Source organism: Bacteroides sp. 11BF (assembly GCF_019633765.1).
GTDB classification, from domain to species: Bacteria; Bacteroidota; Bacteroidia; order Bacteroidales; family Bacteroidaceae; genus Bacteroides; species Bacteroides hominis.
Genome location: NZ_JAFKPJ010000004.1, coordinates 132,347 through 158,905, shown reverse-complemented (window position 1 = coordinate 158,905; position 26,559 = coordinate 132,347). Strand labels below are relative to the sequence as shown.

Here is a 26,559-nt window from a genome sequence, read left to right as displayed (position 1 = left end):
CTCCTTTTTGTTTAGGTTAATATAGATTATTTTAAATTCTTCTCCCTCTGCTCCACCCAGATCAACTTATCCACATCATACCCCCTGCGGATGGCAGCATCCAGTAATTTCTTCTTTATCTCTTCCGGCAGAATAGGCGTACGGCTCAATATCCACAGATACTTGTCCGAACTGCTGCCAATCAGTACATAATTATACTCCTCCTGATCCAATTCCAAAACATAATAGTCTGAATAAAAGGACAGAAAAAAGGATACCTTCAGTTTGCCCGGTTGCGACGAATCGGGAACCTTTGCCCGTCCTTCCGCTGTTTTACAGACATCATACGGCTTTTTATGCTTACATCCCCGGTTCTCTACGCGAACGGTTCCGTCGGGCAGCAATGTGTAAGTTGCCGTCACCTCCGACAGTCCCCGCTCAAAGCGGTGGTCGAAACGGGCTATCTCGTACCATGTACCCATATAACGTTGCAGATCCAGTTCGTCCACCGTACTGTGGTCCGTGCCCTCAAAAAAGGCTTCGATGGTCGGTTTATCAAAGCGGAAACCTGCCTCGAGCAAGCGTGTGGGACGCACATTCTGTCCCGACGTTAAGAAGGAAGCCGCTTCACCATATTGCATCCGAAAAAACCAACGTGGTATCACCACCTTCATCCAGGCATGATAGCGCGCTGCCATCGCCCGGGTAAACGCATATTGTGAAACCTGTTGCGGAACTACCAGATTGAACACTCCGCTTAATACTTCGTGGTTGATGATGAACTCCATCGCACGGCAAAGATCCTGGATTCCAATCCAGGGAAAAGGTTGTGTGCCCGGAGCAATCACACCGGCTACCCGTGTTATCCGAAGCGGACGCAACATCTGCTCCATTGCCCCGCCATCGGGTGAGAGCACTATGCCAAAACGGGTGATAGCCAGCCTTGTCTGTGAAGGACAACGGCGAGCCTCTTTCTCCCAGGCGTAGCAAAGTTCCGCCAGAAAACCGCTACCGCGAGTATTGGTATATTCGTCAAACGTTCCATCTTCCGGATAATATCCTACGGCAGAGGCGGAAATCATTAACCGCGGCTTTGTCTTTACCGCATCCATAGCTCGGATGATGCGATGCGTCACCTTGATACGGCTGTCATAAAGCTCTTTCTTATACTCCGGCGTCCAGCGTTTACTGATGGGTGCTCCTGCCAGATTGATGACTACATCGCAATGCGACAAGGCCTGAATTAAATATCCCGATGTACCTTCACGAAACATAGGTCTCCCCAGAGGGACTATCCGGTGCCCCCTTTCCGTAAGGTACTCTGTAAGATGCTTGCCTATGAAACCGGAGGCCCCGCTAATTGCTATATTCATCTGAATCTCCTTTTTTTAGGAATATAACGCAGGCAAAGCGGGTAAAGTTCACCTCATAGTCATCTTACGCAACTCTTCGAGCGAACCGTTAAATACATTCAAATCTACATCATGGTGAATACCGGGTACACTTCCGATATCTGTATGCTGCCAGAAATGCCATTTTCCCTGATACTTCACCGAGTCGACATAGTAATGGGCAATCCAGTAGGGATAGGCATTGAAAAGCGAATCGTCCAGATAGTGGGTTTTGAATTTATATGAAGTATAGAGGATAGGCTTCACACCATAATGTGCTTCCACCCGGTCGAGCCATTTCTTGATGCTCTGCTGCAACTCCTTCTTAGGTTTCTTGCCTGACAGCTCCACATCGAGCACCGGGGGAAGATCGCCACTATCGAGCTTTACGGTACGGATAAAAAAGTCAGCCTGCTTCAAGGCATCCGTACGGGGAGTAAAGAAATGGTAGGCCCCACGGATAAAGCCATGCTGGCGTGCCTGTTCAAAGTTTTGCTTGAAGGTATCATCGCCATGGTCGCCTCCTTCGGTGGCCTTCATAAAAATAAAGTGAAGCGGGAAATCAGCCTCCTTGTTCTGTTTCAGTTCCTCCCAGTCGATGTTTCCCTGATAATGGGAAATATCGATACCATGCACTTCGTAACCACAAGGAATGCAAACACCATACTCTTTCCGCCCGTAGCATTCTTTCCAGCGATAGGAATAAGGACGGATAACGAAATAGTAAAAAGCAACAGAAAACAGACCGACAACAACGAGCGCAAGGGTATTGCGCAACCAAACAGGCATGGTACGGGAGGCTTTCTTTTTCGCTTTTCTCTTCCGTACCGACGTATGGCGACGGGGAGCGGGTTTATTAGAAACAGAAGTGGTTCGTGAAGACTTCATTGATTGTATTCTTATTTTGAGTTGGATTCATTTCTAAATAGTGCCATCAGCTTCCGCCCTGACCCATTCCAGATAAATGCCCGGATTAGCCTCTGCTGGAGGAGCGATAAAGTGAACATAACTAATTCCGTTTTGCGACTTGTTTCTGAGTGGAAGACGCAGGGACCGAAGCCGTCCGTCTACCCGGACACGTGGCTGCGGACGTTTCTGAGACAAATCCCATTCCAAAGAAACTTCATGCCAACGGTCATCTTTTACTCCCAGTTGCTTGCGGGTCAGAGGAAGTTCGTACATCGATTCATAGCGGGCCACGGTGTCCGAAGGATTCATCCAGCGATCATTCAGTAACAATGAAACCGAATGGCTTCCCTCCGGAATACGCAGGCTGGCAGTGAACGTCCCTTTCTTCATTGCCGGGAAGTTCCACACTGCCCCACGTGTATCTGCTACCAGCGAGGCATCCGGCTGATAAGACAAATGGAGCACCTGACAACCCTCTTTCTCGGGATGGGATTCGAGCCGACACCCTTGCATGCGGTTATAGGCACAATGCCCTTTAATACCGTCGATATAATTGAATGTGCTCCATTGCGAAAGAGAATCGCTGAAATTATTAAAACGGCTTTTCTCGTATAGCCAATTCACGTCGAACATCATCATGGCACGATGGAGGGGATGTTGACCGATGGATGCCAGCACCTTGCCCGGAGCTACTTCTACAAACTGCGCCTGATGGACACCACGGTCGATTCCACCGCCATTGACAGCATAATCGGAGTCATTGCGCATGGGGTCCATATAAAGTTCACGAAAACCTGTCCACGTCTTGCCGTCATCATCGGACACAGCTACGTGAGTCACGTCGCGGTTGGTGAAAACATCATCCCAGACACCATTCGTCCCTTCTTTTTCAGGCAGAGGAGTAGTATTGCACCAGAAAAGTAACAGTCTACCGTCGGCCAACCTGCCAAGGGTGGGCATCGTGATAGTACCGTAAAAAGGCGAAGGTTTCGATTCACTCCATGTCAGACCGCCATCTTGCGAGAAAGCCTGATAATGCCGGTCCTGTGAAGTACGCATCAGCATCCAGAGTGTTCCGTCTTTCAGTTCAACCACAGTAGGCTCCACAGCACCGTGATTCCAACGAATACCTTTGTGGAAGCCTCCTCCCCGATGGTCGGGCGAAGTGACTGTATTCGAGCACTTCCAGGTCAGTCCGTCATCATCGGAAACGTAAGTATAACAGCCTTTCGGTGTCACGCCTCCATGGGCAGCCACCACAATACGCTTGCCGTTCCTGATAAAAACGGGTGGTTTAATCATGATGGAACTGCGGTCAGCCACTTTCGTAAGGGTACGTCCGCCTGCCAGTCCACCGGAAGTACGAATGCAATAAACACCCATCGCCCCCATATCTACCAAACGGATATACTCTTTGCTCACAGGGCTTTGACGGTCTGCAAAAGGCATCTCTTTAGCCCGGTTTACCCGTTTCCAGGTCAGACCGTGATCGGCACTCGACAGATAAACGGCTCCTGCCACTGCCTGTTCTCCATAGTTATAGTGTCTTACTTCACCATTGTCAAGAAGCGACAGACCGATATAAGCATCGGAAGGCGGAGTAGCTACTTTCAAAGGAGCACAGACCGAATCGAGCACTAACGGACGGGCTTGCTGCGCCTGCCCCGAAAGGAAAAAACCTGCCGCCAGCAGGCATAGAGTAGAAAGTCGTTTCATCATATAAATAAGGATATTCAAATGAACTAAAAACCCACCGAAGGGAATTGAATCAATCCGCCCCGATGGGTTTCTGTTATTGTAATGCGGAGAACAGCTTACTTAGCCTGTTCCAGTTGCAATGTCTTAGTCGGCTGGTCGCAAACTTCTGTCGGACCGAAGTACTGGATCGGACCCGGATAAACATAGTCTGTAGTCAGCGCCCACTGATCGCGTTTGGCAGCAAATGTCAGGAACGGTTTGCCATCCAGTTTCACCAATGCTTTCTGGATTACCGGCTTCATTTCACCGTGACGACGTTCCATGTTCATCATCATCGTGATAGGCACACCGCCTGCGATCCATTCGGCAGCAGGGGCAGTTGTGTTGCGTACTGATGACATGTAACCGGTCTTACCGTTGGCAATCAGCATAGAAGCTGTATAACCCAGTGAATAGCAGTAGTCGGCATCGTAGTTTGATGGAGCAGCGCAACGTCCTTCGTAACCGAAGAAGTGGTGCTGTGCAGCAAACTTGCCTACATATTTGCCTTCTTCTTTCCACTGAGCCAGTTTCGTACCAACCATTTCAGACAGCAATTTTTCTGTTTCGATCAGTGATACCTGTACGTTTCCGTGCGGATCGCGGTCCAGAGAAAGCTGACGTGCCACACCTTCGGGAAGGCTTGCATAGATGTCAGCATTTTCTTTCGACAGCTTGCTGATGATATATTCACGTTGACGAGAACGTTTGATGTTGGCGAACTCAACTGCGTTAGCAGCCAGGAAGTCGTTCAACTCAGCGATCAGACGTTTCATAGCCGGGATAAATTCAACCAGACCTTCAGGAATCAGCACAGTACCGAAGTTGTTTCCCTGAGCAGCACGGTCAGCCACGATCTTGGCAATGTAAGTCACTACATCATCCAATGACATGTCTTTTGCTTCTACTTCTTCAGAAATGATACATACATTAGGCTGAACCTGCAAAGCACATTCCAGTGCGATGTGAGAAGCCGAACGTCCCATCAGTTTGATGAAGTGCCAGTATTTACGTGCTGAGTTACAGTCGCGCTGGATGTTACCGATCACTTCCGAGTATACTTTACATGCAGTATCAAAACCGAACGAAGTTTCGATCATGTCGTTTTTCAAGTCACCGTCGATAGTTTTCGGGCAACCGATCACTTGTACACCAGCATTCTTTGCAGCATAATATTCAGCCAGAACACAGGCATTTGTATTGGAGTCGTCACCACCAATGATTACCAGTGCTTTGATACCCAGCTTATTGATGATTTCCAGACCCTTCTCGAATTGTTCCGGAGTTTCCAGTTTAGTACGTCCTGAGCCGATGATATCGAAACCACCAGTGTTGCGGTATTCGTCAATAATATCGGCAGTCAGCTCCATATAGTTATGGTCAACCAATCCGCCGGGACCCAGGATAAAGCCGTACAGCTTATTGTCTTTGTTCAGTGTTTTGATACCGTCGAACAGACCAGAGATTACGTTATGTCCGCCCGGAGCCTGTCCTCCTGAAAGGATAACACCTACATTCATGGCAGGAAGCTGGATAGCTTCACCTTCTTCGAATTTAATCAACGGCATTCCGTAAGTGTTCGGGAACAGTTTCTGGATAGCTTCCTGGTCGGCTACAGATTGTGTAGCTGCGCCTTCAACTGCTTTTACTGAGCCTTTCAGCGCTTTCGGAAGTTTGGGCTGGTAAGCAGCCCTGGCAATTTGCAATGCACTTTTAGTCATTTTCTTTATCTTATATTTAAAGGTGTTAGTAATTCGAACTTAAAAGCGTCGCAAATTTCGTGTTTTTTTCCGAATTATGAAAGAAAATGGTGATTTTGTTCTCTGCGGGTATGCCACAGAGCAAACAAAGGGCACAGAGCTAAAATCAACGATCTGAACTCTGTGCCCTTCCCGGCTACTTAAAGGTATATCTAACTTCCTCTTTAAAACGTCACCACTGTCTTGTCGCCTGTAGCAGAGACGGCATACACTTTAAAGCCGTCCTTCCAGGCTGTTTTCATGGTAAACGTGGCAGTATTTGAGGGTGCTAATACTCCATCGGAGATACAAACCTTTTTACCCGTTTCATCCACTACTTCATAAGCTACCACATTTTTCCAATTGGTCATGGTAAATGTCGAACCGCTTCGCGTAGCTGTTCCGGATATTATTCCGGGTTTGGTTTTATAGAGTTCTACCGAATTATCAGTTATATACTCTAAGGCAACATCCGGTTTCGGATATCCCAAAGCCTCTACACGCTTCTTTATCTCGTCGATACGGGACTGAGTGACAGTAAGTTTTCCAACTCCATAATCGTCCAGAGTGACATCTATCGGAGTCAGGAATCCCCATTTCGTGAAGAAATCCAGCAAATTGGCTTTAGCTATCAAACTACAGATATACACAAACTCAGTCTGTTGCTCTCCGGCAGTCTTCAGGTTATCGTGCGTACGTATATATTCGTACACATCCGGATAGAATCCTCCTTTGTCAGCCTGCTGAAGTGGTGTCTGCCCAAGCACTTTGCCGAAATAAAGCTCCAGTTGCCAGAAAGGAACGAGTTTGCAGAAAACATCACTGTCACTGCCAAAGTTTCCGTGAGGAGCACCTGCCGCGATGATCTGGGTCCAAGCTTTGGAATATCGGTTCCGGCTACCATCTCCCATATTTTCTGTCTGCAGGCGTGAAGGCTGCCCGAAAATCGTAGTCTGAATATACTCCGACATAATGTTATTCGTCACTTCCGTAGTTCCCAGCCATTTCAATCCGGGACGTGTCTGGTTGCAATGCCCTATTTCATGTGCAGGCCCCCAGCATGAAGAAGTTTTCAGTTTATCCACATTACAAAGTTCCGCCAGTGTACCGTCATTGTACGCGGTGTGATAACTGGTGGCATACATATAGCTGGTATACATCACATGCAGATACATGCGGTTTTTAAACAATTTATTATACTTATACAGCCCCATCAGTTCCATCTCCGAATTCACGATCTGATCATAAGCATCGATCAATGCTTTTCCGTCCGGAGTGTGAGCACGAAAGCGCTCGGTAGGAAATGTGAGATGTGCATAATGTCCCACCACATCAAAATACTTATCGACCGCATTGTTCAACAATTTATTCCAATCGGAAACCTGATGTTTGGCTACATCGAAATACCCGTTCACCTGTCCGGAGGCAATGTGTATCTTTACAGGCTGAGCTGTTTCATAGTCAGGGGTGTGATACAAAATATACATCAATCCTTTATTCCGGGCCGTAATCTTGTTGGCTCCTTCAGACAACGGATAGAAGGTACCTCCGAAGCCGTCACCACCGGGGACGTCAAGGTTCTGAATCACTGCACTGATAATTTGCCCGTGCGTATCGCCGACCAAGACCATCAACTGTTCCCCGTCTTTTACCGAAATTCCCGTAGGATTGTCACGCAGGCTGTAGGGACTGGTCTTATGTGTTTTCGACTGATCATCCGGATTGGGCCACGCTTTATAATCTTGAATACGGAACTCTGTCGGGTACTTACCTTGCTTCATATAGTAAGCTATGTTCTTGTAGAATGAATAAGGACAGTTTTCTATCTCTTCATCGGTAAGTCCGGGCCTCAGCTCAGAACAAGTTACATCAGTGAAAAGAGTTAACGGGTCAAATGCTCCCGGATTCTTTTTATAAAATTCCATTTCGGCACAGGCCGCAAATCCCTGTCCGTCTCCCGAACCTGATTTTACAATAAACTGAACGGATGTGACGCCGATTTGTGCCTTCGGAAAATTAATACGGACTGCGGCGTTGGTACCTCCGAAGTTCTTAGTCATCACAGTATTCCATTCATCGGCCCCTCTGGTATTCGCATTTGACTTCACACGAATCTCTACTTCCTTGAAGTTACCATTCGGTCCCGAAGTACGGGGATAATATATAAAATAATCCATATCCGAACCCGCAGGGAAATTATAAGTCAACGTGATAGGAAAATAATGCTCTCCTGCGTTATTCCAATTAGAGTGGTAAATAGTACTTATATCTCCATCGAATGATTTATCGATATTCGAGCCTCCCTGGAAAGAACTTGCCTCGCCCGATTCTACCGGAACCTTAATATCGTCTTTAATACCTTCCATATCTCCGGATTCATATTCTCCCAGTCCTTTTTGAGTGACAGATACCAGAGCCTCAAGCTCTCCACCTACCTCTTTTACAGTAATATTGCCAGTGCGTTCACCGTCTTCAGGATTGGCCGAGACAATATATCTATGTGTTGTAGTCACCATTTCGGATGCACGCGTATCCGCCGGTTTTTCTTTGACCCATTCCGGCAATGTAATCGTCACCGGCACGTTTGTAGTTACATCGAACGCAATATCACTTCCGCTGGCCTCAACAGTAAATATCTGTTGGGATATCAGAATAGCAGGATCTGATCCCAATTGGCGTACGTTAACAGTTTCCGTCAATGCATCGGCAGTCACTTTGATCACTGCCTCTCTGGTCTCTTTCCCGTCATATCCGGATACATTCACCGTCAATGTACTTCCGTTGACAGCAACCGAACACCAGTCCTTATCAGACCGTGCCGTCCAATTATCCGCATCGGTGACAATAGCAATGTCACGGGTCCCTGCGTCACTTTTAAAGTCAATTGCAGACTGCGCCACCTCAAGGGTGGTCGATGTTACCGTTTTCTCTTCTTCGGCAGAACAAGCATACAGCAGCAAAGGTACGATTGCTGCAAAAATCATTGAAATTAGATGTTTCTTCATGTTATTAGGATAAATTAAACATAAGATAAATAAAACAAAGGAAATACAAATTTTGTTCTGGTAAAAAATGTCATTTGTATTTCCTTTTTGATAATTATTTGATTCTTCTATTTAGCATCAAGCCGACAGCTACCGGCTGCGCAGACTCATGCTACTGTATTTAGTCCCTATTGAATCCTGTTTTATTCAATGGTAGTCTCTCCGGTTTCCGGATCATAGGTTTTCACAATTACTTTAGAAAGGGCGAGTTCGGCCAGCGCAATCCAATTGGAACCGCTTGTAGATGATTTCACCTTAAACCAGAGATAACGGTAAGACGCGCCCGCTTTTATAATATCCGACTCGTAAGATGCAGCCTTGGTATTGGGCAAATCACTTAAAGACGCCAACAGGGTTGTCTGGCTTTCATCGTAATTCTTTCCATCAAAAGTATTGCTTCCCAGAATATCCATCTCTTTGGGATTATCCTTATTGTTATTATCACGACAAACATAAGAGAACAGGAAAGTAGACAAAGCATTCTCCTCACCCAAGTCGACCACAATGTAATGTGGGAAAGGTGTGGGACTGCTCCATGACATGTGAAAATAAGTGTCGTTCTTTCCATCTATCAGATTGGCGATAGGACCTTCACTGCTTTCCTGATCATCTGTATACAACTGTTTAGCGGATAAAGTCACATCATTCCGGTCTGTTTTAATCTGCTTCGGGGCAGGCAAGGCCCGTGCTGTTATACTGCAACTCTGTGATCCTTCCCCCGCACGGTTGCATGGTTGCAGTGTAAAGTCAATGTCGCCATAGCGGTGCAACAAGTTATCCACCAGCATGGTATCGCTCTTCACACTCGCAAGTCTCAGGCATTTCTTTCCGTCTTCCGGCAACGTATAAGTCACTTTCACATAATAATAATTGGAATCAGCCGGCACTGTCCATTTCAGTTTTATAGCCCCGGCTTTGGCTTCAGCCGACAGTGAATTCTGGTCTATAGTGGTCGGCATGGGGTACTTCTCGTCACTGGAGCACCCTGTCATATTTATCAGGCCCAGTATCGCGCATAGGCCAAGCAGTATTTTTTTCATCTTCAATTCTCTTTATAAAGATTAATAACCCGGATTGTTTACTAATTTTTCATTTCTATTAATGTCGGCAGAAGGTATCGGCAGCAGATATTGAGTCGGTGCCTCAAACTTACGTTCAAAGTCAATCGTCTTAATTGCCGCAAAATCTTCAATAGTGGTGGCGGCGATATTCAATCCTTTGGCTTTAGTTCCAAAATATTGCTCTGCCAGCAACCAGCGACGCATATCCCAGAAATTCTGATTCTCAAGATAGAGTTCGTTCATTCTCTCCTGACGAACAATCTGACGGAGCTTTGTCTGATCCAATGCAGCAACGCCACTCCATGCATTTTCTACCGTGGGGATACCGGCACGCTCTCTTACTTTATTCAAGTATTGTTTGGCAGTTTCCAGATCGTTGGTTTCCACACACGCTTCGGCATATGCCAGATAGAGGTCTGCAAGACGGATAATAGGCCAGGGATATGTATTCAGGTTGGTCGAATTGGTAGATACAACCGTACTGGGGTCGACTCCTTTTTTATTCAGATAACCACTTGGAGTATAATTTCCGGGACGTTGTACGGTCGCAGTACCACGGCTACAGTTACCTCCCAAAACAAAATCACATATTAATCTGCTGTCCGAATTGTCTTTTTTTCCGTTACTCATCACATAAGCGGGATTAGTCGACCCGTTCATTACTTCGTAATATCCTCCCTGAAAAGCTACCCAAGCATAAAAACGAGGTTCACGTTCCAGATTGAACAGAAGCGTTTTACTACCTTCATGGGCCTCATCAGCATGGTCAGCATCCACATTTACAATCTTCAATTTGTCTTTATCTTTATACTCCGGATCTTCATCCCAAGGCAAACCGTTCTTGGTATAGAAACGATTCAACATAGTCCATGTCGGGCCGATACCATTCCATGCCCAGCCATCAGTCACAAACGGCAATGACTTATTCTGTATACCGTATGAACCTTCGCTGCGGGTTTCTGCAAGCAGTACTTCCGGATTACGAGAGTCCCAATCGACCAAACTGGTACGTAGACATCTTACGGGGCCGGCTGCCGGATAAGGGTTCGCATCCTCATTACCTATCTTATAGTCTTGCTTCGTATACAAAGCATGCCCATTCTGCTCGGCAAGGTCAATCGCCTCTTTTATGGCTGTTCTCGCTTTTACCCATTTGTTGGGGTCGTAAGTAACAGGCATTAACATATTGCCCGATTTGTCTGCAAAGTTACTGTAGAATGCCGAGTTTCCGTTGAACAACGGAGAAGCTGCATACAACAACATCTTAGCTTTCACCGCTTTTGCTCCCACACTGGTTGCCAGTCCGTAATCTTCTTTATTGGTACGTATGGCAGGCAATGAAGCTGCGGCTTCATCCAACAGATTGCATATCCACTCTACACATTCGTCATAGGGAGTCCGAGGCAAATATTCTGCCTGCGAAGCATTTACATTCGGCAGTTCTTTAATCAGGATAATAGGTCCGTAGCAACGTGCCAATTGATAATGATAATAAGCAATCAGGAATTTAACCTGTGCAATATAATCAGCCTTCACACTTTCAGTCAGATCGGGTACCTTGTCGACATTCTCTAAAAACAGGTAACATTGGCGCAATCCCTGAAAGAATGTGTTCCAATAAGAAATCACCGGCGACGAAGCCGTATAGTTTCCTTTCGGAAAACTGGCAAACGTTTCATGTTCAAAAGCTGTAATCACTTCATCTCCCGTCAGCAAATCAAGACTTGCCGACGCTACATTGCTCTGAGGCAGATAACCATAACAAGAATAAACAAAATTCTTTGCTGCATTCCGATCTTTAAATGCATCTTCCTCGGTCGTTATTTCATCAGGAACGATATTCAGGAAATCACATGAACTATATCCCAGCATCAGGAAAAGCAGGAACAGGAGTTTATATATTATCTTCATAAGTATTTATTATTTAAAAGTTAATTGAATACCAACATTATATGTACGCTGTGTCGGATATTTCATACCGGCACCTCCACCCATTTCAGGATCCCACAACTTAAATGGAGAAAAGGTCAGCAGGTTACTTCCATTCACATAGATTCTTGCCCATTTGAAACGATAGCCAATTTCCGCATTCCGCAATTTCAGGAATGAAGCATCGCGCAGCCAATAGGAAGATGATGCAGTATTGTTGTTATTATTATATTGTGTCAACCTTGGATACTTTGCATTCGGATTCTGGTTATCTTTGCTCCAATGGTCATCAGCAATCCACTTCAGGACATTACTTTTACTCTGTGTTCCAAACGGTTCGAAACCACTCATCATTAGTGACACATGGGTTTGTCCCTGGAAGAAGAAAGAGAAGTCCCAATTCTTCCACGTAACAGAAGGGCCGAATCCGTATATTATCTCCGGAATTGTGGGATACCCCAATACCACTCTGTCATCCGATGTTATTTTCCCATCATAATTTCCGTTAGCATCCGGCTGGTCTACATATTTCACATCTCCCGGCGCAATGGCAATATTGCCGATAGTCGACTGAGGGTTATTGGCAATATCAGCCTGATCAATATACAGCCCGTCTGCTACATATCCCCAAATCGAGTTCAAGCTCTTTCCAACCTGCGACAGTGCCGGACGAAGTCCTGCCGCTTCATCGTATTTCAAAACTTCATTGTGCGCATAGGTGAATGTTCCCTTCATCTGGATAGAGAGGTCCCGGTTCACCTGTTTTCCGTAGTCCAAAGCAAGATCAAATCCAGTATTCTTCACTTTAGCAAAGTTACCATAGATTTTAGTACTGGCAGTCCCCAAGTAATTCGGTATCGAATTTTTCTGTTGGAAAATGTTATCCCTGATCTCCCTGAATCCGTCGACAGTAATATTTAATGAATTGAAAAACTGCAAATCGGCACCCACATTCAGTTTATGTCCCACTTCCCATGTAAGTTCGTTATTCTGGAAACGATTATAGGTAGGACCCGATAATGAAGTTGTACTCCCACCATATCCGGTTGTATAAGACGGGCTGCTGTTCAGATTCACAATTGCCAGATAAGCAAAACGATCGCTACCAATCTGGTCATTACCTACCAAACCATACGAACCACGGACTTTGAAATTGGAAATAATCGGTTTAATAGACTTCCAGAATTTCTCTTCACTGATATTCCATCCCAACGATATGGATGGGAACAATCCCCAGCGATGTCCTTTGGCAAAACTTTCGGAACCATTGTATCCGGCATTTACTTCAAGCATGTAACGGTGATCGTAATCATATGACAAACGTGCGGCAACACCCATCTTACGTTTGGGAAGTGAGCCAATAAGACTGCTGTTTACATTTGTATTATAATCATCCTGGTTATAAAGCAGCATACCGCTTACATTGTGTGAACCGAAGGAACGTTCGTAATTAAGATATCCCTGAATGTAAAACCTGCGGTCGCCGTTAGTACCAAAGAAAGCATCCATCGTATGATTGCTCGGTTCACCGATAGGTGTATTGGTAAAATCATAGGAACCGTCTTCATTTTGTTTATAGTCGGAAAGTTGGTAACTATTGTATCCCTGCAGACGGAACTTCTGATTGTAGCTCCAATTCTTAAATGAAACCAAAGCCCTGAAGCTCAAACCTTTCGTAATAAAATCCAGTTTCTGGTCCCAATTCACATTGGCCACTACCGTGCTCTCGAATGTATCTTTATATCCTGCACTTGAAAGGGCTACCGGGTTGAGCGGTTGATAGTTACCTGCAAGAATACCTCCCCAATGGTACCATGTATCCGATCCTTGCGGAAACATAACCGGGAAATCAACAGGGTTGGTTCCCATAATAGCACTGAATATATCTCCTACTCCATTTCCGTCCTTTGTAGTCAAAGGACCATGCATGTCATTCAACTGCACATTCAGATGCAGCGAAATAGTAGAAGACTTTGACAGATGAAAATCCACGTTGTTCTGAAACGCATATTTCATATAGTCTATATTGTTTTTATAAGAGAAGAAATCACTGGAACGATCCTTCAACATACCGGTTTCATGGTTCATATTGACATTCATAAAATAAGTGATTTTAGAAGTACCCCCACGTACATTAAAATTCGCCTTTTGATTGAATGTTGCATCTTTGAAGACTTCTTTATACCAGTCTACATTAGGATAAATATAGGGGTTCAGATTATTAATTGTACCGTTAATTCTTTCATCAGAATAAAGTACGGCTCCTGTTCCCTGATTGGTAACCGCTTCGTTGTACAAACGCATATATGTAGGTCCGTCAACGATCTCCGGTTTCTTGATCGGAGTATTCACATATCCTTCTATACGCACGCCAATGATCGGCCTTTCAAGATCACTACCCGATTTTGTTTTAATAATAAGTACACCGTTGGCTCCACGAGTACCATACATCGCCGATGCCGTAGCATCCTTCAATACAGAGAAACTTTCTATTACTTCAGGATCCAACGAATTCAGGTCTGCTTTGGACACCTCAACTCCGTCTAAAATAATCAAAGGAGAAGTCGCCCCATTCATCGTCGCAACACCACGAATAAAGAAATCGGCAGAATTCTGACCGGGCTCACCACTACGCTGGTAAGCAATCACACCTGACAGGCGTCCGGCAAATGAAGAAGAAAGATTGGCGGAAGGCACCAAAAGGTCTGAAGGACGTACGGACTGAATAGACCCGGTGATAGTCTCCTTCTTTTGTCCTGTACCAAACGCTGTCACCACCACTTCATCCAACTGCTGGGCATCTTCGGATAGTGTGACCGAAATAACCTTTTGGCTACCTACTTTCACTTTCTTGGTAACATATCCTATATATGAAATTTGTATTTCATTTTTAGGAGTTGCCGCAAGTTCAAACTTACCATCCACATCGGTAATAACGCCTGTAGTAGTACCCAGTAGCTGTACAGTTGCTCCAATGATAGGTTCACCGGTTTTAGAATCTGTTACCACACCGATAATTTTGGCTTTTTTTTGTTGTGTGCTTTCCGTTTTCTCTACTTTAAGAATAACCTCATTACCTTTAATGACATAACTGATATTGCTCCCTTTAAATACTTCGTTCAGGACGTCGTTGATGGAACCTTTACAATCGATACTCTTGAGATTTGTGTTTTTCAAATCATTAGCGTTGTAGAAGAAAGTATATATACTACTTTTCTCTATAAGCCGGATGGCTTGAGGAATGGTGAGAGACTGACCTTTAACCACAATCTGTCCTTGCGCAGCAAGTGCAGACAACGGATAAAGCAGCAGAGCCATGACGATGTATTTAAGACACCGCTTCTGGCAAGAAAATAAAAACTTGTTCATGCTTCAATTTTTAGATTTAACATTGGGTTAATAAATATTAGTTGTAAATAAGAATTCCTTCATTCATTTCTTTGCTCCTAAGATTCAGGCTAAAACAGATTTTATCAATAACGTCTTCCAAAGATTCATCATAGCGGATACTTCCGGTGAAAGCACAATTTTTATTCACTTTGTCGCTAATGGTGATATGAGAGCCATACATTTGATTCATAATACGGGTTAAGTGTTCCAAATTAAATTGGGTAAAGTTATAGCGCCCGTTTTGCCATTCTATGTTTTCTATCCGCCTCAGCTGAGTTCTTGCACTAACAGGATTATACACTAATTCCTGGAGTGGTTTCATTGCTATTTTATCATGGGTGGATTCTATATTAAATTCAATGCTCCCATTAAATAGTGTAATTTCATTCGCATTAGGGTTATTCTGTTTTATCAGAAAGCAGGTTCCTTTCACTTCGATAAATGCTTTATCAATGTATACTCTGAATTTACTACCCGAATTCTTGCGAACTTCAAAAAGTGAATTGCCTTTCAGCCATACATCCCTGCATTCTTTAAAGTTTTCGGCAAAACGTATGGAGCTCCCCGGCTGCATCCATACTTTCGAACTATCCGGCAATAGATACATTCTGCTTTCTTGTGCCGTAAATTCAATATATTTCTCTATTTGAGTTCTACCCGTATTAGAGTACATCCAAAGTCCACCCACGATCAGAACAAGAGCTACAGAAGCAGCGATATACCATAGTTCTAAAGGAACTAACGTTATTACGCATAAAAAAAACAAGCAATTATTATTACCGGACAAAAACCATATATAGCACTATAAAACAATTAATTAACATCCATAAAAACCAAGATATGTATGCTATCGATATCATCAGAGACGATTTTCAATTAAAAAGTTATAATTCACATGTGGTGGTAAGCAGGTCTGTTGTGTATTTAGTTTTAGATAACACAAAATAGATTTAAGAAATGGATAAAAACAACAAGGAAATCGATCTGATCAAAAAACTATTATCAGATCGATTAGACAAAAAAGGACGTAAAAAGCTCTATCATTCGAATTTGATAAAGAAACAAATGAGAAAACAATGGAATGAAAACAAAAATAATCCGGTAGATACAGAGATTGGAAATCAGATATGGAATAAGATCGAGAACAGATGCAAAAAAGTTCACAAAAGAATAGTTCCTTTAGAACTTATCCAATAAATATATGTTGCTATTATTTTATTTATATAATAAGTGGATACATTATTCTATTAAGTCCATATAATAAGATAATACAGCCATCATAACATAATATCAATTAAACAAAATATGTTATTTTTTAATATTCTTGTAGAAACTGCATCTATTTAGAACAAAAAGATTACTTTTGCACCTCTAATTACTAAAACAGATGCAAGAGAAAGAAACAGTCAGGAAATTAAAGCATGGCGATCAGGAAGCATTTGCTTTTTTATACAATCATTACTGGAAACAGGTCTATAATTTCACAAAGCTTTATTTCACCGCTTCAATGGACATTGAGGAGATTGTGCAGGAAGTATTTGTGAAAGTATGGGAATCTCACCATTTTTTAGATGAAAACAAAAGTTTTGAGGGCTATCTCTTTATCATAACCCGGAATGTTATATTCAATCATTCACGCAGATACTATAAAGAAACAGCCCTCAAAATAACTGCGATACAAGCAGTCGAGGAATCTTATGATATGGAAGGAGAACTGGATGCCGCTGACTTAAAGAAATACATCGATGAACTTGTCATGCAACTTCCTCCCCGCCAACAAGAAGTATTCCGTATGAGCAGGGAGCTGCACATGAGCAACAAAGAAATAGCAGAACATTTTTCTATTACCGAAAAAGCAATAGAGCGGCATATCAACCTGGCTCTGAGATTTCTAAAAAAGAATCTTAATCTTTTCATGCTGTTCATGGGAGCGTGACTAAAATCGAGATTCCATTATTTTATCTGCCATCCACCTCCCAGTGCCTTATACACCTGTACCACAGCAATCAGTTCATCCCGCATCGCATTGCTAAGTCCGATCTGGGCATCGAAATACCCACGCTGGGCATCGAGTACATCGAGATAATTCGTCACTCCATTGATATATTGCAATTGCGCCAGATCTACGTAACTCTTAGCCGAACGTTCCAATTTGACACGAAGATCATATACTTCCTTGATTTTATTAAAGTTCACAATCGCGTTCCGAGTCTCTTTGAAAGCGGTCAGGACAGACTTTTCGTAGCTGTGCACTTCAGCCTCGTAAGCAGCTTTCTTAGCTTTGAGGGCAGCACGATTTTTACCCCAGCCAAAAATTGGTGTAAGCAAAGCACCCTCCATTATACTATAAGGCGACTTCAACAGCTCGGAAAGTGCAGTGCTCTCCGATCCTACCCTGCCGGTAAGTGAAATGCGTGGAAACATATTTGTATAGGCCACCCCTACCCGGGCATTGGCGGCAATCAATTTCTGTTCAGCCTGACGAATGTCAGGACGGCGTTCAAGCAGTCCTGAAGGCAAACCGACAGGTAATTCCTGCGGAAAATTGAACTCCTGCAACAAGCGGCTACGTGTAATCTTATTGGGATACTCACCGGCAAGGAAAGCTATATCATTCTCTTTCAACGAGATTTTACGCTCCAGATCGGGTACCAACGTAGCAGTACGTGCCAACTCTACCTGCGACTGGCGATAAGAAGTCTCGGAGGTCAATCCCCCTTCAAAGCGGATACGGGCAAGGCGCATCCCCTCTTCACGTGCCTTCAACGTTTGACGGACAATGTCCAGTTCGGTATCAAGAGCCACCAGTTCATAGTACGCCTGAGCCACTTCAGCTACAATAGTCATCCGAAGAGCGCGTTGTGCCTCAACGGACTGAAGATACTCGGCAATGCTGGCGGAACGTGCCCAACGAAGATTTCCCCAGAGGTCGAGCTCCCAGGAGAAAAGAAGTTGCGCCTCGAAAGTATCGCTACGTTTGAAAGCATCTCCACCATGGTTTTCGTTTTCCCGTTCAGCAGTCACCGTACCTTTAATGTCCGGCAACAGATTTGCTGTCGAAATGCGTTTTTGAGCTGCCATTTCCTTGACACGGGCAGCGGCTATCAACATATCTTTATTATGCTCCAGTGCCCGGTCTATCAGACTCCGGAGGGTACTGTCAGTATAAATCTGCCACCATTCCCTATCTCCGAAGCTCAGGGTATCCTGATGCTGTGCCAGACTATCGGGCAAGTTAAGGTCGGGACGGACATAACTTTTTCCTATCTTGCAAGAACCCAAGGTAAATGCAGTTAGTAAGAGAGTAATATATAAATAGCTTCTTTTCATAATTCAATCAATTTTCTTTTTAGACTTGAACGGTAACTTCACGTTCACATTCGGCACATTTCTCAGTTTTGCTTTTGTTTTATAGACCAGTACGAAGAAGAACGGAACAAGGATAATGCCCACTACAATAGCAAAAATCATTCCGAAGAATACTCCCGTGCCGATGGCCGCACGGCTTGCCGAACCGGGACCGGTTGCCAACACCATCGGAAGCATACCCAGTACAAACGCGAGCGAAGTCATCAAGATGGGGCGGAAACGCAATTGTGCCGCATGGATGGCTGATTGCACCAGATCACCTCCCCGGTCCACCTGCACTTTCGCAAACTCTACAATCAGGATGGCGTTCTTGGCCGCCAATCCGACAAGCATCACCAATCCGATCTGGAAATAGACATCATTTTCCAGTCCGCAAATCCATACCCCCAGATAAGCCCCCAGAGCGGCTACCGGCAGCGAAAGCAATACGGCAATGGGCACTGTCCAGCTTTCATACTGTGCAGCCAGGAAGAGGAATACAAAAAGGAACACTAATGCCAGTACCAATCCGGTCTGCCCACCTGCCTTTTTCTCTTGATAAGAGAGACCACTCCATTCCAAGCCAATATTATCAGGCAGATGGTCACGTGCAATCTGCTCCATAATCTCCATAGCCTGACCGGAACTATAGCCCTGCGCCGCCTCACCACGAAAAACAGCAGTGGTAAACATATTAAAACGTTTAATGCTACCCGGGCCGGTGGTATACGATGCGTTACCCAGAGAAGTCAGCGGGATCATCGCTCCATTAGAGGCCTTCACAAAAAACAGGTTGATATTGTCTTTATGTTCCCTATAGGGTGCTTCAGCCTGAATGTATACCTTATAAATACGGTTGAACATATTGAAGTCGTTCACATAGACCGATCCCGTATAGGCTTTCATGGTTGAGAAAACATCCGCCAGAGGCACACCAAGCATCTTCACTTTATCGCGGTCTACATCGAAGTAGAGTTGTGGGATATCCGACTGAAGTGAAGAGGAAAGTCCTGTCAGTTCCTTGCGTTGGGAAGCGTAATACATCAAAGTATCCGCCGCCTGCACCAAATTATCGAAAGTAGCTTCACCACGCGCTTCGAGTTGCATTTCGAACCCACCCGAGGTTCCCAAACCGGGAATGACAGGAGGAGTGGAGAGATAAACCTTACACTCCGGATACTCACTCAGATCGCGACGAACGTTTGTCATAATCTCGTCTATCGAAGTATTCTTGCGGTCTTCCCACGGCTTCAAAATTACGGTTAACTCACTCCGTGCCTGGTTGCTGCCCACACGGGGACTGCTTCCGGTCACATTCTGTACATACGCTATATACGGATTCTTTTCCAGATAAGTGATGGCACGATCCGTTACCTCCCGGGTACGCTCCAGCGTAGCCCCTTCGGGCAACTCCAATTCTATCTTGAAATAGCCTTGGTCTTCCACCGGAAGGAAACTTGTCGGAATCAGACGGTGAATCAACAGAATACCGATCAGTACTACCCCGAAACCGGCCAATACACGACGCGGATTACCAATTACCCGGCGGATAGCGACTACATACTTATGATTGCCCACGTTCAACCAGTGGTTGATTTTGCGGAAAACAATGTTCTTCTTTTTACCGTTATCCGGTTTCAGAATCAACGAACACATGACCGGACTCAGCGTCAACGCCACTACAGTAGAAATCAGTACGGATACAGCAATAGTAATAGTGAACTGACGGTAAAGCTGCCCCGTAATACCGCTGAGGAAGCTCACCGGAACAAACACCGCACAAAGCACCAGAGAAGTGGCAATCAACGCACCCGCCAATCCGTTCATGGCTTTCTTCGTAGCTTCGTACGGTGAAAGTTTCTCTTCCTCCATAATACGCTCCACGTTTTCCACCACGACAATGGCATCATCCACTACAATACCGATAGCAAGAATCAGCCCCAACAATGTCAATATATTCAGCGAAAAGCCAAAGATCAACATGAAACCGAACGTACCGATCAATGAAATAGGAACGGCAACTATCGGGATCAACGTAGCCCGCCAGCTCTGCAAAGAGAGATAAACGACGAGCACCACAAGAACCAGCGCCTCAAACAGGGTTTTGTATACTTCATGAATGGACTCGGAAATATAAGTCGTCATATCGAATGGCACCTCATAGCTCAACCCCTCCGGGAAGTTTTTGCTGATTTCATCCATTGCTTCCTTGACACTTTTTGCAACTTCCATCGCGTTAGCGCCCGGAAGCATATAAATGCCCAGAACGGCAGCATTCTTGCCATTGATCCCACTCTCCGTACTGTATGAAGAAGCTTCGAGAGAAACCCGTGCCACGTCACGCAAACGGATGATAGAACCATTCGTATTGGCACGGATCACAATGTTCTCAAATTGCTCTACAGTAGAAAGGCGTCCTTGTGTAGTGATAGGAATCGTTACATCGAGTCCCTTCACCGGCTGCTGACCAAGTACACCTGCAGCCGACTCACGGTTCTGATCTTTCAGCGCATTCTGTAAATCCTGTACAGTCAGTCCGAAGTTTGCCAGTTTATCCGGTTCCGCCCATATCTGCATGGCATAGTAACGGCTACCGATATTCGAAACACGTCCTACTCCCGGAATACGACGGATTACATCGAGTACATTGATCGTGGCAAAGTTACTCAAATAAATTTCGTCGAACTTCGGATCAGACGACATCAGCGTAAGGGTCATCAACTGGCTGGGTGCCTGCTTCTCTACGGAGATACCGTTCTGAATAACTTCAGCCGGCAAACGGCTTTCCGCCAGTTTCACACGGTTCTGGATTTCTACGGCCGCCAAATCCGGATCGGCAGAAACATCAAAAGTAACCGTTGCCGAAAATCCTCCGGAATTGGAACTGTTCGACTCCATATAAAGCATACCCGGTGTTCCGTTAATCTCCTGCTCGATAGGAGTTGCCACTGCCTGTGAAACCGTCAATGCGCTGGCTCCCGGATAAGAAGCACTGATCTTCACTACCGGAGGAGTGATCTGAGGATACTGGTCGACAGGCAACATGGTCAGACCAATGATGCCGATAATGACAATCAGTATCGAGATAACGATCGAGAAAACAGGTCTATCTATAAAAAAACTAACTTTCATATTCTATAAGGCCTCACCCCACCCCTCTCCCAACGAGAGGGAGGAAGAGTTTCTTTTAAATTATACGTTCTTATTTATCTCAGGAAAAGAGTCATTCGCTCTCCTTTTTCTCGGTTAGTGACTGAGGTAAAGTAGCCCTCACCTTCATTCCCGGCGTCAGTTTGTGATATCCTTCTATTACCACTTCTTCGCCTGCAGCCAATCCTCTCTCCACTACAAGTTTATTGCCAAATTCAGGTCCCAGCTCTATAAATCGTTTCTCTACCGTTGAATCTCTGCGCATGGTATAGATATAGGCTCCACCCTTCTCGATAGTTACCGCCTTGTGCGGCACCACAATCGCTCCTTCGCGTACATCCAGCAACAGCTTTACCTTTGTGAACTGTCCCGGAAGCAACACCTGCTTCGGATTCGGCATCTCTGCCCGGACTGAAAAAGTACCTGTCTGGGGATCTACCTGAGGTTCGGCAAAATCCACATATCCCTTGTAAGGATACACCGTATTGTCCGCCAATGTAATAGTGATGTTCGGCTGCCAGGAACGAGAAGAGTCCTGTTGCCCGATATTAATATTGCGTTCTTTGCTCTTCAAATAATCCAGAGCAGTCATACTGAAATCTACCAGTACAGTGTCACTTTTCACAACTGTAGCCAACAGCGATTTACCACCCGGTCCCACCAGAGTTCCCAAGTCCACGTTACGCTCACTGATATGACCCGACAGCGGAGAACGAACCAATGTATAACCCAGTTCCAACTCGGCCTGTGCCAGATCTGCCTCGCTCATAGCGACGGTCGCCACCGCACTTTCATAAGCTGCCTCCGCATTATCCAGATCCAACTGACTGGCCGCATTTTGCGCATACAACGGCTTGATACGTTCCAAATCCCGTTTTGCCTTCAATGCTTGTGCTTCATCTTTTTTCAATTGTGCCCGTGCCTTATCTGCTTTGGCACGATACTGATCCTGATTGATCACAAACAGCACCTGATTTTTATTCACATACGTTCCTTCGGCAAAAAGCATACTTTCCAGATATCCTTCCACCCGCGCCCGAACTTCGACAAACTGTTGTGCACGTATACGCCCCACATACTCTCCGAAAATCTCTACATTGTCCCTTTCTGCCGGTTCTACAATCACAGTAGGTATCTCCGGCTTTGCTTTATGTGGCCGCGTCAGAACCCAGTAAATGCCTACCACCAAAGCCAAACAGACGATGCCCACTATTGTTCTTTTTCTCCTTAGTTTCAGCTCTTTTCTCGTTAAAAATAGTCTCATGCTTGTTTGTATTATTAAAATTAACTTATCCTTTCTTAGCTACTTTACAAATCAGATACCAAACTATGTCCCGAATATATCTTTTTAACTAAAAAGCTCTCTCCAATGCCCTGCAGAAGCTGTTTTAGTGATCTTCCGAACATAACTGCCGTTTATCCAAAGTGTGGAATTGTGTCCCTGATTGGGGAATTATTCCACAAAAGGGTCGCAAAGATAATTCTTTTCTGCATAAGTTCCATAACTTGCACTTTTAGTGTCATTCACTACTTACTTACCAAATAATAATATAAATTTGTAGTGCATTCATAAAAATAACACTATAATGAAAAAACATTTGTCACTGATATTAGTTCTGTTACCAGCTTTTTTTCTGGCATTGCCCGCTATGGCACAGCAACGTAAAAAAGTCGGAGTGGTACTCAGCGGAGGAGGTGCGAAAGGGGTAGCACATATCCAGGCTCTGAAAGTCATTGAAGAAGCCGGTATCCCAATCGATTATATAGTAGGCACCAGTATGGGATCCATAATCGGTGGATTATACTCCATCGGATATACTCCGCATCAACTGGACAGTATGGTACGCAAACAAGACTGGATGTTTTTGCTCAGTGATCGTGTAAAGCGTAGTGCCATGTCACTCAACGAACGCGAAAAATCAGAAAAATATGTCTTTTCATTCCCCTTTACCAAAAGCCCCAAAGACGCCGTTTCCGGTGGAATCATAAAGGGACAGAATCTGGCCAACCTATTTACGGAACTGACAGTAGGCTATCATGATTCCGTTGATTTCAACAAACTGCCTATCCCCTTTGCGTGCGTATCACAAAACATCGTAAATGGCGAACAGATTGTATTCCACAATGGAGTGCTTGCCACAGCAATGCGAGCCAGCATGGCGATTCCCGGAGTGTTCACACCTGTGCGCAAGGATAGCATGATTCTGATTGACGGCGGCATGATTAACAATTATCCCGTAGATGTAGCCAAATCGATGGGCGCCGATGTTATCATCGGTGTAGATGTGCAAAACAACTTGAAAGGGATCGACAAACTTAACAGTGCTCCGGACATACTCTCCCAAATCATTGACCTGACTACCAAAAACAATCATCAAAAAAATATCAGCCTGACCGATACTTATATAAAGGTGAACGTTGAAGGATACTCTTCGGCCAGTTTTACCCCTTCGGCCATTGATTCTCTGATGCACCGGGGAGAAGAGGCAGCTCGCAAGCAATGGAACTCCCTGCTCGCTCTTAAAAAGAAAATCGGTATTGCAGACACTTTCAAACCCGAGTCACATGGTCCTTATACCTTATTTTCAAGCACCCGGACTTTGCCAGTGAAGGAAATTACTTTCTCTGATGTAGAAGAAAACGACAAGAAGTGGTTAATGAAAAAATGCAAACTGCAAGAAAACAGTGAAATCAGCATGCGACAGATTGAACAAGCACTATTCATTCTGCGCGGGAACCAATCTTACTCAAACGCCAGTTACACGTTAACCAATACCCCTGAAGGCTATAATTTAACCTTCCTGTTAGAGAAAAAGTATGAGAAAACCATCAATGTAGGTCTCCGCTTCGACTCGGAAGAGATAGCTTCGCTATTGATAAATGCCACAGCACAATTAAAGACCCACATTCCTTCCAAAGTTTCTGTTACCGGACGACTGGGCAAACGATACATGGCCCGGGTAGATTATACCCTGGAACCCATGCAACAAAGAAACATCAATTTCTCGTACATGTTCCAGTACAATGACATCAACATTTATGATCATGGCGACCGTGCCTACAACACAACTTATAAATATCATCTGGGTGAATTCGGATTTTCGGATGTGTGGTATAAAAATCTCCGGTTTGGATTCGGCGCACGAATCGAGTATTTCAAATACAAAGATTTCCTTTTCAAGAAACCGGAATTTACAATGGATGTCAACTCCGAATACTTCATCAGTTATTTTGCGCAGTTACGTTACAACACTTTCGACAAAGGATACTTCCCATCCAAAGGCAGCAACTTCTCCGGTGCTTATTCATTGTATACAGACAACTTCGCCCGATATAACGGACATGCCCCCTTCTCCGCACTCAGTGCCTCCTGGGAAAGTGTGTTCTCTGTCAGCAACCGTCTGGCCCTGATCCCGGCTATTTACGGCAGAGTACTGATCGGGCAGGAAATTCCTTATGCTTACGAGAATGCGTTGGGAAGTGACGTGTTCGGACGTTATTTGCCCCAGCAACTCCCGTTCGCCGGAATTTACAATATAGAATTAACGCACAATTCCGTTGCCGTGGCTTCTCTAAAGCTGCGCCAACGCATGGGTAGCAAACATTATATAACGTTAGCCGGAAACTTTGCCTTGAGTGACGATAATTTTTTCAAGATCCTGAAAGGCAACCGGATTTACGGTTGTAGCATCGGATATGGGCTGGACAGCATGTTCGGTCCATTAGAAGCATCATTGGGGTACTCCAACCAATCCAAGGACGTAGGATTTTACGTAAACCTGGGATTTTCTTTCTGACAATACCAACCTCTTTCTTCCGGCAGGGGGTGTAGCCCCACGAGGTAAAGGGTGTAGCCCTCCCGCCAATAGGGTGTAGCCCCGGCATACGGATGGCTACACCCGCTGCTAAAATGCGCCTGTAACCACCAAACAACAAGACAGACATAGCACGGAATTATTTAATTATTTCAAATTTATTACTCAGAACCGAAGAAAGTCGTTATCTTTACCGAAAATATTTTCTATATACTCACATAAAACATTTAGAATTATGGCAAAGAGAAGAGAACTTAAAAAGAACGTAAACTATATCGCAGGTGAATTATTTTCAGAGTGTTTGATCAACAGCATGTTCGTACCGGGTACAGATAAAGCAAAAGCTGACGAACTGATGGCGGAAATCCTGAAAATGCAGGATGAATTTATCAGCCGTATCAGCCACACCGAACCGGGAAATGTGAAAGGATTCTACAAAAAATTCCGTGTAGACTTCAATGCAAAAGTAAACGAAATCATTGACGCCATCGCGAAACTGAACTAAGAATGAAAAAAGCAATATATAGCTTTATTTACTATCGCCTGCTGGGATGGAAGATGAACGTGACAGTACCCAAATATGATAAATGTGTAGTTTGCGCAGCTCCCCATACCACTAATTTAGATTTGTTTATTGGTAAACTATTTTACGGTGCCATGGGAGGAAAGACCAGTTTCATGATGAAAAAAGAATGGTTCTTTTTTCCTTTAGGGCTGCTTTTCAGAGCTGTAGGAGGTATTCCTGTAGATCGTAGTCGCAAGACCTCATTGGTAGAGCAAATGGTTCATCACTTCAATACCAGCAAAAAGTTTCACCTCGCTATTACTCCCGAAGGAACGCGTAAACGCAACCCCAACTGGAAAAAAGGTTTCTATTACATTGCGCTCAAAGCACAGGTACCCATTGTCCTGGTCGGCATCGACTATACAACCAAGACCATTACGTCGACTAAAGCAGTCATGCCAAGTGGAGATATTGACAAGGACATGCGTGAAATAAAACTTTATTTCAAAAATTTCAAAGGGAAACACCCCGAAAACTTCTCCATTGGAGACGTTGAATGATT

Annotated in this window: 17 protein-coding genes; 5 read left to right on the top strand and 12 right to left on the bottom strand. The window is 44.6% G+C overall.

What is annotated here, in order from left to right:
* Positions 1–26: 26 nt before the first annotated feature.
* The 9 genes from JZY04_RS05545 to JZY04_RS05505 form a co-directional block, all read right to left on the bottom strand.
* A complete protein-coding gene (locus tag JZY04_RS05545) occupies positions 27–1,352 on the bottom strand; it encodes a TIGR01777 family oxidoreductase (protein ID WP_122141772.1) in 1,326 nt (441 codons plus the stop codon).
* A gap of 48 nt (positions 1,353–1,400) precedes the next feature.
* Complete coding sequence (locus tag JZY04_RS05540) at positions 1,401–2,258, bottom strand: glycoside hydrolase family 25 protein (protein ID WP_122141773.1); 858 nt, start codon at positions 2,256–2,258, stop codon at positions 1,401–1,403.
* A 33-nt stretch (positions 2,259–2,291) separates the two neighbouring features.
* Positions 2,292–3,995: a sialidase family protein gene (locus tag JZY04_RS05535; RefSeq protein WP_122141842.1), complete on the bottom strand. Its 1,704-nt coding sequence runs from the start codon at positions 3,993–3,995 to the stop codon at positions 2,292–2,294.
* Positions 3,996–4,093: 98 nt separating this feature from the next.
* The gene (locus JZY04_RS05530; RefSeq protein ID WP_005780146.1) at positions 4,094–5,737 is read right to left on the bottom strand and encodes a diphosphate--fructose-6-phosphate 1-phosphotransferase; all 1,644 of its coding nucleotides are present in this window, start codon (positions 5,735–5,737) and stop codon (positions 4,094–4,096) included.
* A gap of 203 nt (positions 5,738–5,940) precedes the next feature.
* The gene (locus JZY04_RS05525; protein WP_122141774.1) at positions 5,941–8,760 is read right to left on the bottom strand and encodes a M60 family metallopeptidase; all 2,820 of its coding nucleotides are present in this window, start codon (positions 8,758–8,760) and stop codon (positions 5,941–5,943) included.
* A 182-nt stretch (positions 8,761–8,942) separates the two neighbouring features.
* A complete protein-coding gene (locus tag JZY04_RS05520; RefSeq protein WP_122141775.1) occupies positions 8,943–9,839 on the bottom strand; it encodes a discoidin domain-containing protein in 897 nt (298 codons plus the stop codon).
* 21 nt (positions 9,840–9,860) lie between these two features.
* Positions 9,861–11,771: a RagB/SusD family nutrient uptake outer membrane protein gene (locus tag JZY04_RS05515; protein WP_122141776.1), complete on the bottom strand. Its 1,911-nt coding sequence runs from the start codon at positions 11,769–11,771 to the stop codon at positions 9,861–9,863.
* A gap of 9 nt (positions 11,772–11,780) precedes the next feature.
* Positions 11,781–15,158 (bottom strand): TonB-dependent receptor, encoded by a 3,378-nt coding sequence (locus tag JZY04_RS05510; RefSeq protein ID WP_122141777.1) that lies wholly within the window; start codon positions 15,156–15,158, stop codon positions 11,781–11,783.
* Between the two features lie 37 nt (positions 15,159–15,195).
* Entirely contained in the window at positions 15,196–15,852 is a 657-nt protein-coding gene (locus JZY04_RS05505; RefSeq protein WP_032535827.1) for a FecR family protein, read from the bottom strand.
* A gap of 284 nt (positions 15,853–16,136) precedes the next feature.
* Between JZY04_RS05505 and JZY04_RS05500 the strand changes: the two genes are divergently transcribed.
* Entirely contained in the window at positions 16,137–16,376 is a 240-nt protein-coding gene (locus JZY04_RS05500) for a hypothetical protein (RefSeq protein WP_022012434.1), read from the top strand.
* A 190-nt stretch (positions 16,377–16,566) separates the two neighbouring features.
* The gene (locus JZY04_RS05495) at positions 16,567–17,115 is read left to right on the top strand and encodes an RNA polymerase sigma-70 factor (RefSeq protein ID WP_005780158.1); all 549 of its coding nucleotides are present in this window, start codon (positions 16,567–16,569) and stop codon (positions 17,113–17,115) included.
* Between the two features lie 17 nt (positions 17,116–17,132).
* Here the strand turns inward: JZY04_RS05495 and JZY04_RS05490 are convergent, their stop codons facing one another.
* The 3 genes from JZY04_RS05490 to JZY04_RS05480 form a co-directional block, all read right to left on the bottom strand.
* Complete coding sequence (locus tag JZY04_RS05490; protein ID WP_122141778.1) at positions 17,133–18,509, bottom strand: efflux transporter outer membrane subunit; 1,377 nt, start codon at positions 18,507–18,509, stop codon at positions 17,133–17,135.
* Between the two features lie 3 nt (positions 18,510–18,512).
* Positions 18,513–21,659, bottom strand: coding sequence for an efflux RND transporter permease subunit (locus JZY04_RS05485; RefSeq protein ID WP_005780162.1), 3,147 nt, complete (start codon positions 21,657–21,659; stop codon positions 18,513–18,515).
* 91 nt (positions 21,660–21,750) lie between these two features.
* Complete coding sequence (locus JZY04_RS05480; protein WP_005780164.1) at positions 21,751–22,941, bottom strand: efflux RND transporter periplasmic adaptor subunit; 1,191 nt, start codon at positions 22,939–22,941, stop codon at positions 21,751–21,753.
* 322 nt (positions 22,942–23,263) lie between these two features.
* Between JZY04_RS05480 and JZY04_RS05475 the strand changes: the two genes are divergently transcribed.
* The 3 genes from JZY04_RS05475 (at position 23,264) to JZY04_RS05465 (ending at position 26,557) form a co-directional block, all read left to right on the top strand.
* A complete protein-coding gene (locus tag JZY04_RS05475) occupies positions 23,264–25,474 on the top strand; it encodes a patatin-like phospholipase family protein (protein ID WP_005807345.1) in 2,211 nt (736 codons plus the stop codon).
* 253 nt (positions 25,475–25,727) lie between these two features.
* Positions 25,728–25,997, top strand: coding sequence for a hypothetical protein (locus tag JZY04_RS05470; protein WP_005780168.1), 270 nt, complete (start codon positions 25,728–25,730; stop codon positions 25,995–25,997).
* Between the two features lie 2 nt (positions 25,998–25,999).
* A complete protein-coding gene (locus JZY04_RS05465) occupies positions 26,000–26,557 on the top strand; it encodes a 1-acyl-sn-glycerol-3-phosphate acyltransferase (protein ID WP_032535791.1) in 558 nt (185 codons plus the stop codon).
* Positions 26,558–26,559 lie beyond the last annotated feature (2 nt).

Coding starts and splice junctions, on each gene's coding strand:
- JZY04_RS05545 (WP_122141772.1), bottom strand. CDS start 1,352: ATGAATATAGCAATTAGCGGGGCCTCCGGTTTCATAGGCAAGCATCTT.
- JZY04_RS05490 (WP_122141778.1), bottom strand. CDS start 18,509: ATGAAAAGAAGCTATTTATATATTACTCTCTTACTAACTGCATTTACC.
- JZY04_RS05525 (WP_122141774.1), bottom strand. CDS start 8,760: ATGAAGAAACATCTAATTTCAATGATTTTTGCAGCAATCGTACCTTTG.
- JZY04_RS05510 (WP_122141777.1), bottom strand. CDS start 15,158: ATGAACAAGTTTTTATTTTCTTGCCAGAAGCGGTGTCTTAAATACATC.
- JZY04_RS05475 (WP_005807345.1), top strand. CDS start 23,264: ATGAAAAAACATTTGTCACTGATATTAGTTCTGTTACCAGCTTTTTTT.
- JZY04_RS05515 (WP_122141776.1), bottom strand. CDS start 11,771: ATGAAGATAATATATAAACTCCTGTTCCTGCTTTTCCTGATGCTGGGA.
- JZY04_RS05485 (WP_005780162.1), bottom strand. CDS start 21,659: ATGAAAGTTAGTTTTTTTATAGATAGACCTGTTTTCTCGATCGTTATC.
- JZY04_RS05535 (WP_122141842.1), bottom strand. CDS start 3,995: ATGAAACGACTTTCTACTCTATGCCTGCTGGCGGCAGGTTTTTTCCTT.
- JZY04_RS05480 (WP_005780164.1), bottom strand. CDS start 22,941: ATGAGACTATTTTTAACGAGAAAAGAGCTGAAACTAAGGAGAAAAAGA.
- JZY04_RS05520 (WP_122141775.1), bottom strand. CDS start 9,839: ATGAAAAAAATACTGCTTGGCCTATGCGCGATACTGGGCCTGATAAAT.
- JZY04_RS05530 (WP_005780146.1), bottom strand. CDS start 5,737: ATGACTAAAAGTGCATTGCAAATTGCCAGGGCTGCTTACCAGCCCAAA.
- JZY04_RS05500 (WP_022012434.1), top strand. CDS start 16,137: ATGGATAAAAACAACAAGGAAATCGATCTGATCAAAAAACTATTATCA.
- JZY04_RS05495 (WP_005780158.1), top strand. CDS start 16,567: ATGCAAGAGAAAGAAACAGTCAGGAAATTAAAGCATGGCGATCAGGAA.
- JZY04_RS05470 (WP_005780168.1), top strand. CDS start 25,728: ATGGCAAAGAGAAGAGAACTTAAAAAGAACGTAAACTATATCGCAGGT.
- JZY04_RS05465 (WP_032535791.1), top strand. CDS start 26,000: ATGAAAAAAGCAATATATAGCTTTATTTACTATCGCCTGCTGGGATGG.
- JZY04_RS05505 (WP_032535827.1), bottom strand. CDS start 15,852: ATGTACTCTAATACGGGTAGAACTCAAATAGAGAAATATATTGAATTT.
- JZY04_RS05540 (WP_122141773.1), bottom strand. CDS start 2,258: ATGAAGTCTTCACGAACCACTTCTGTTTCTAATAAACCCGCTCCCCGT.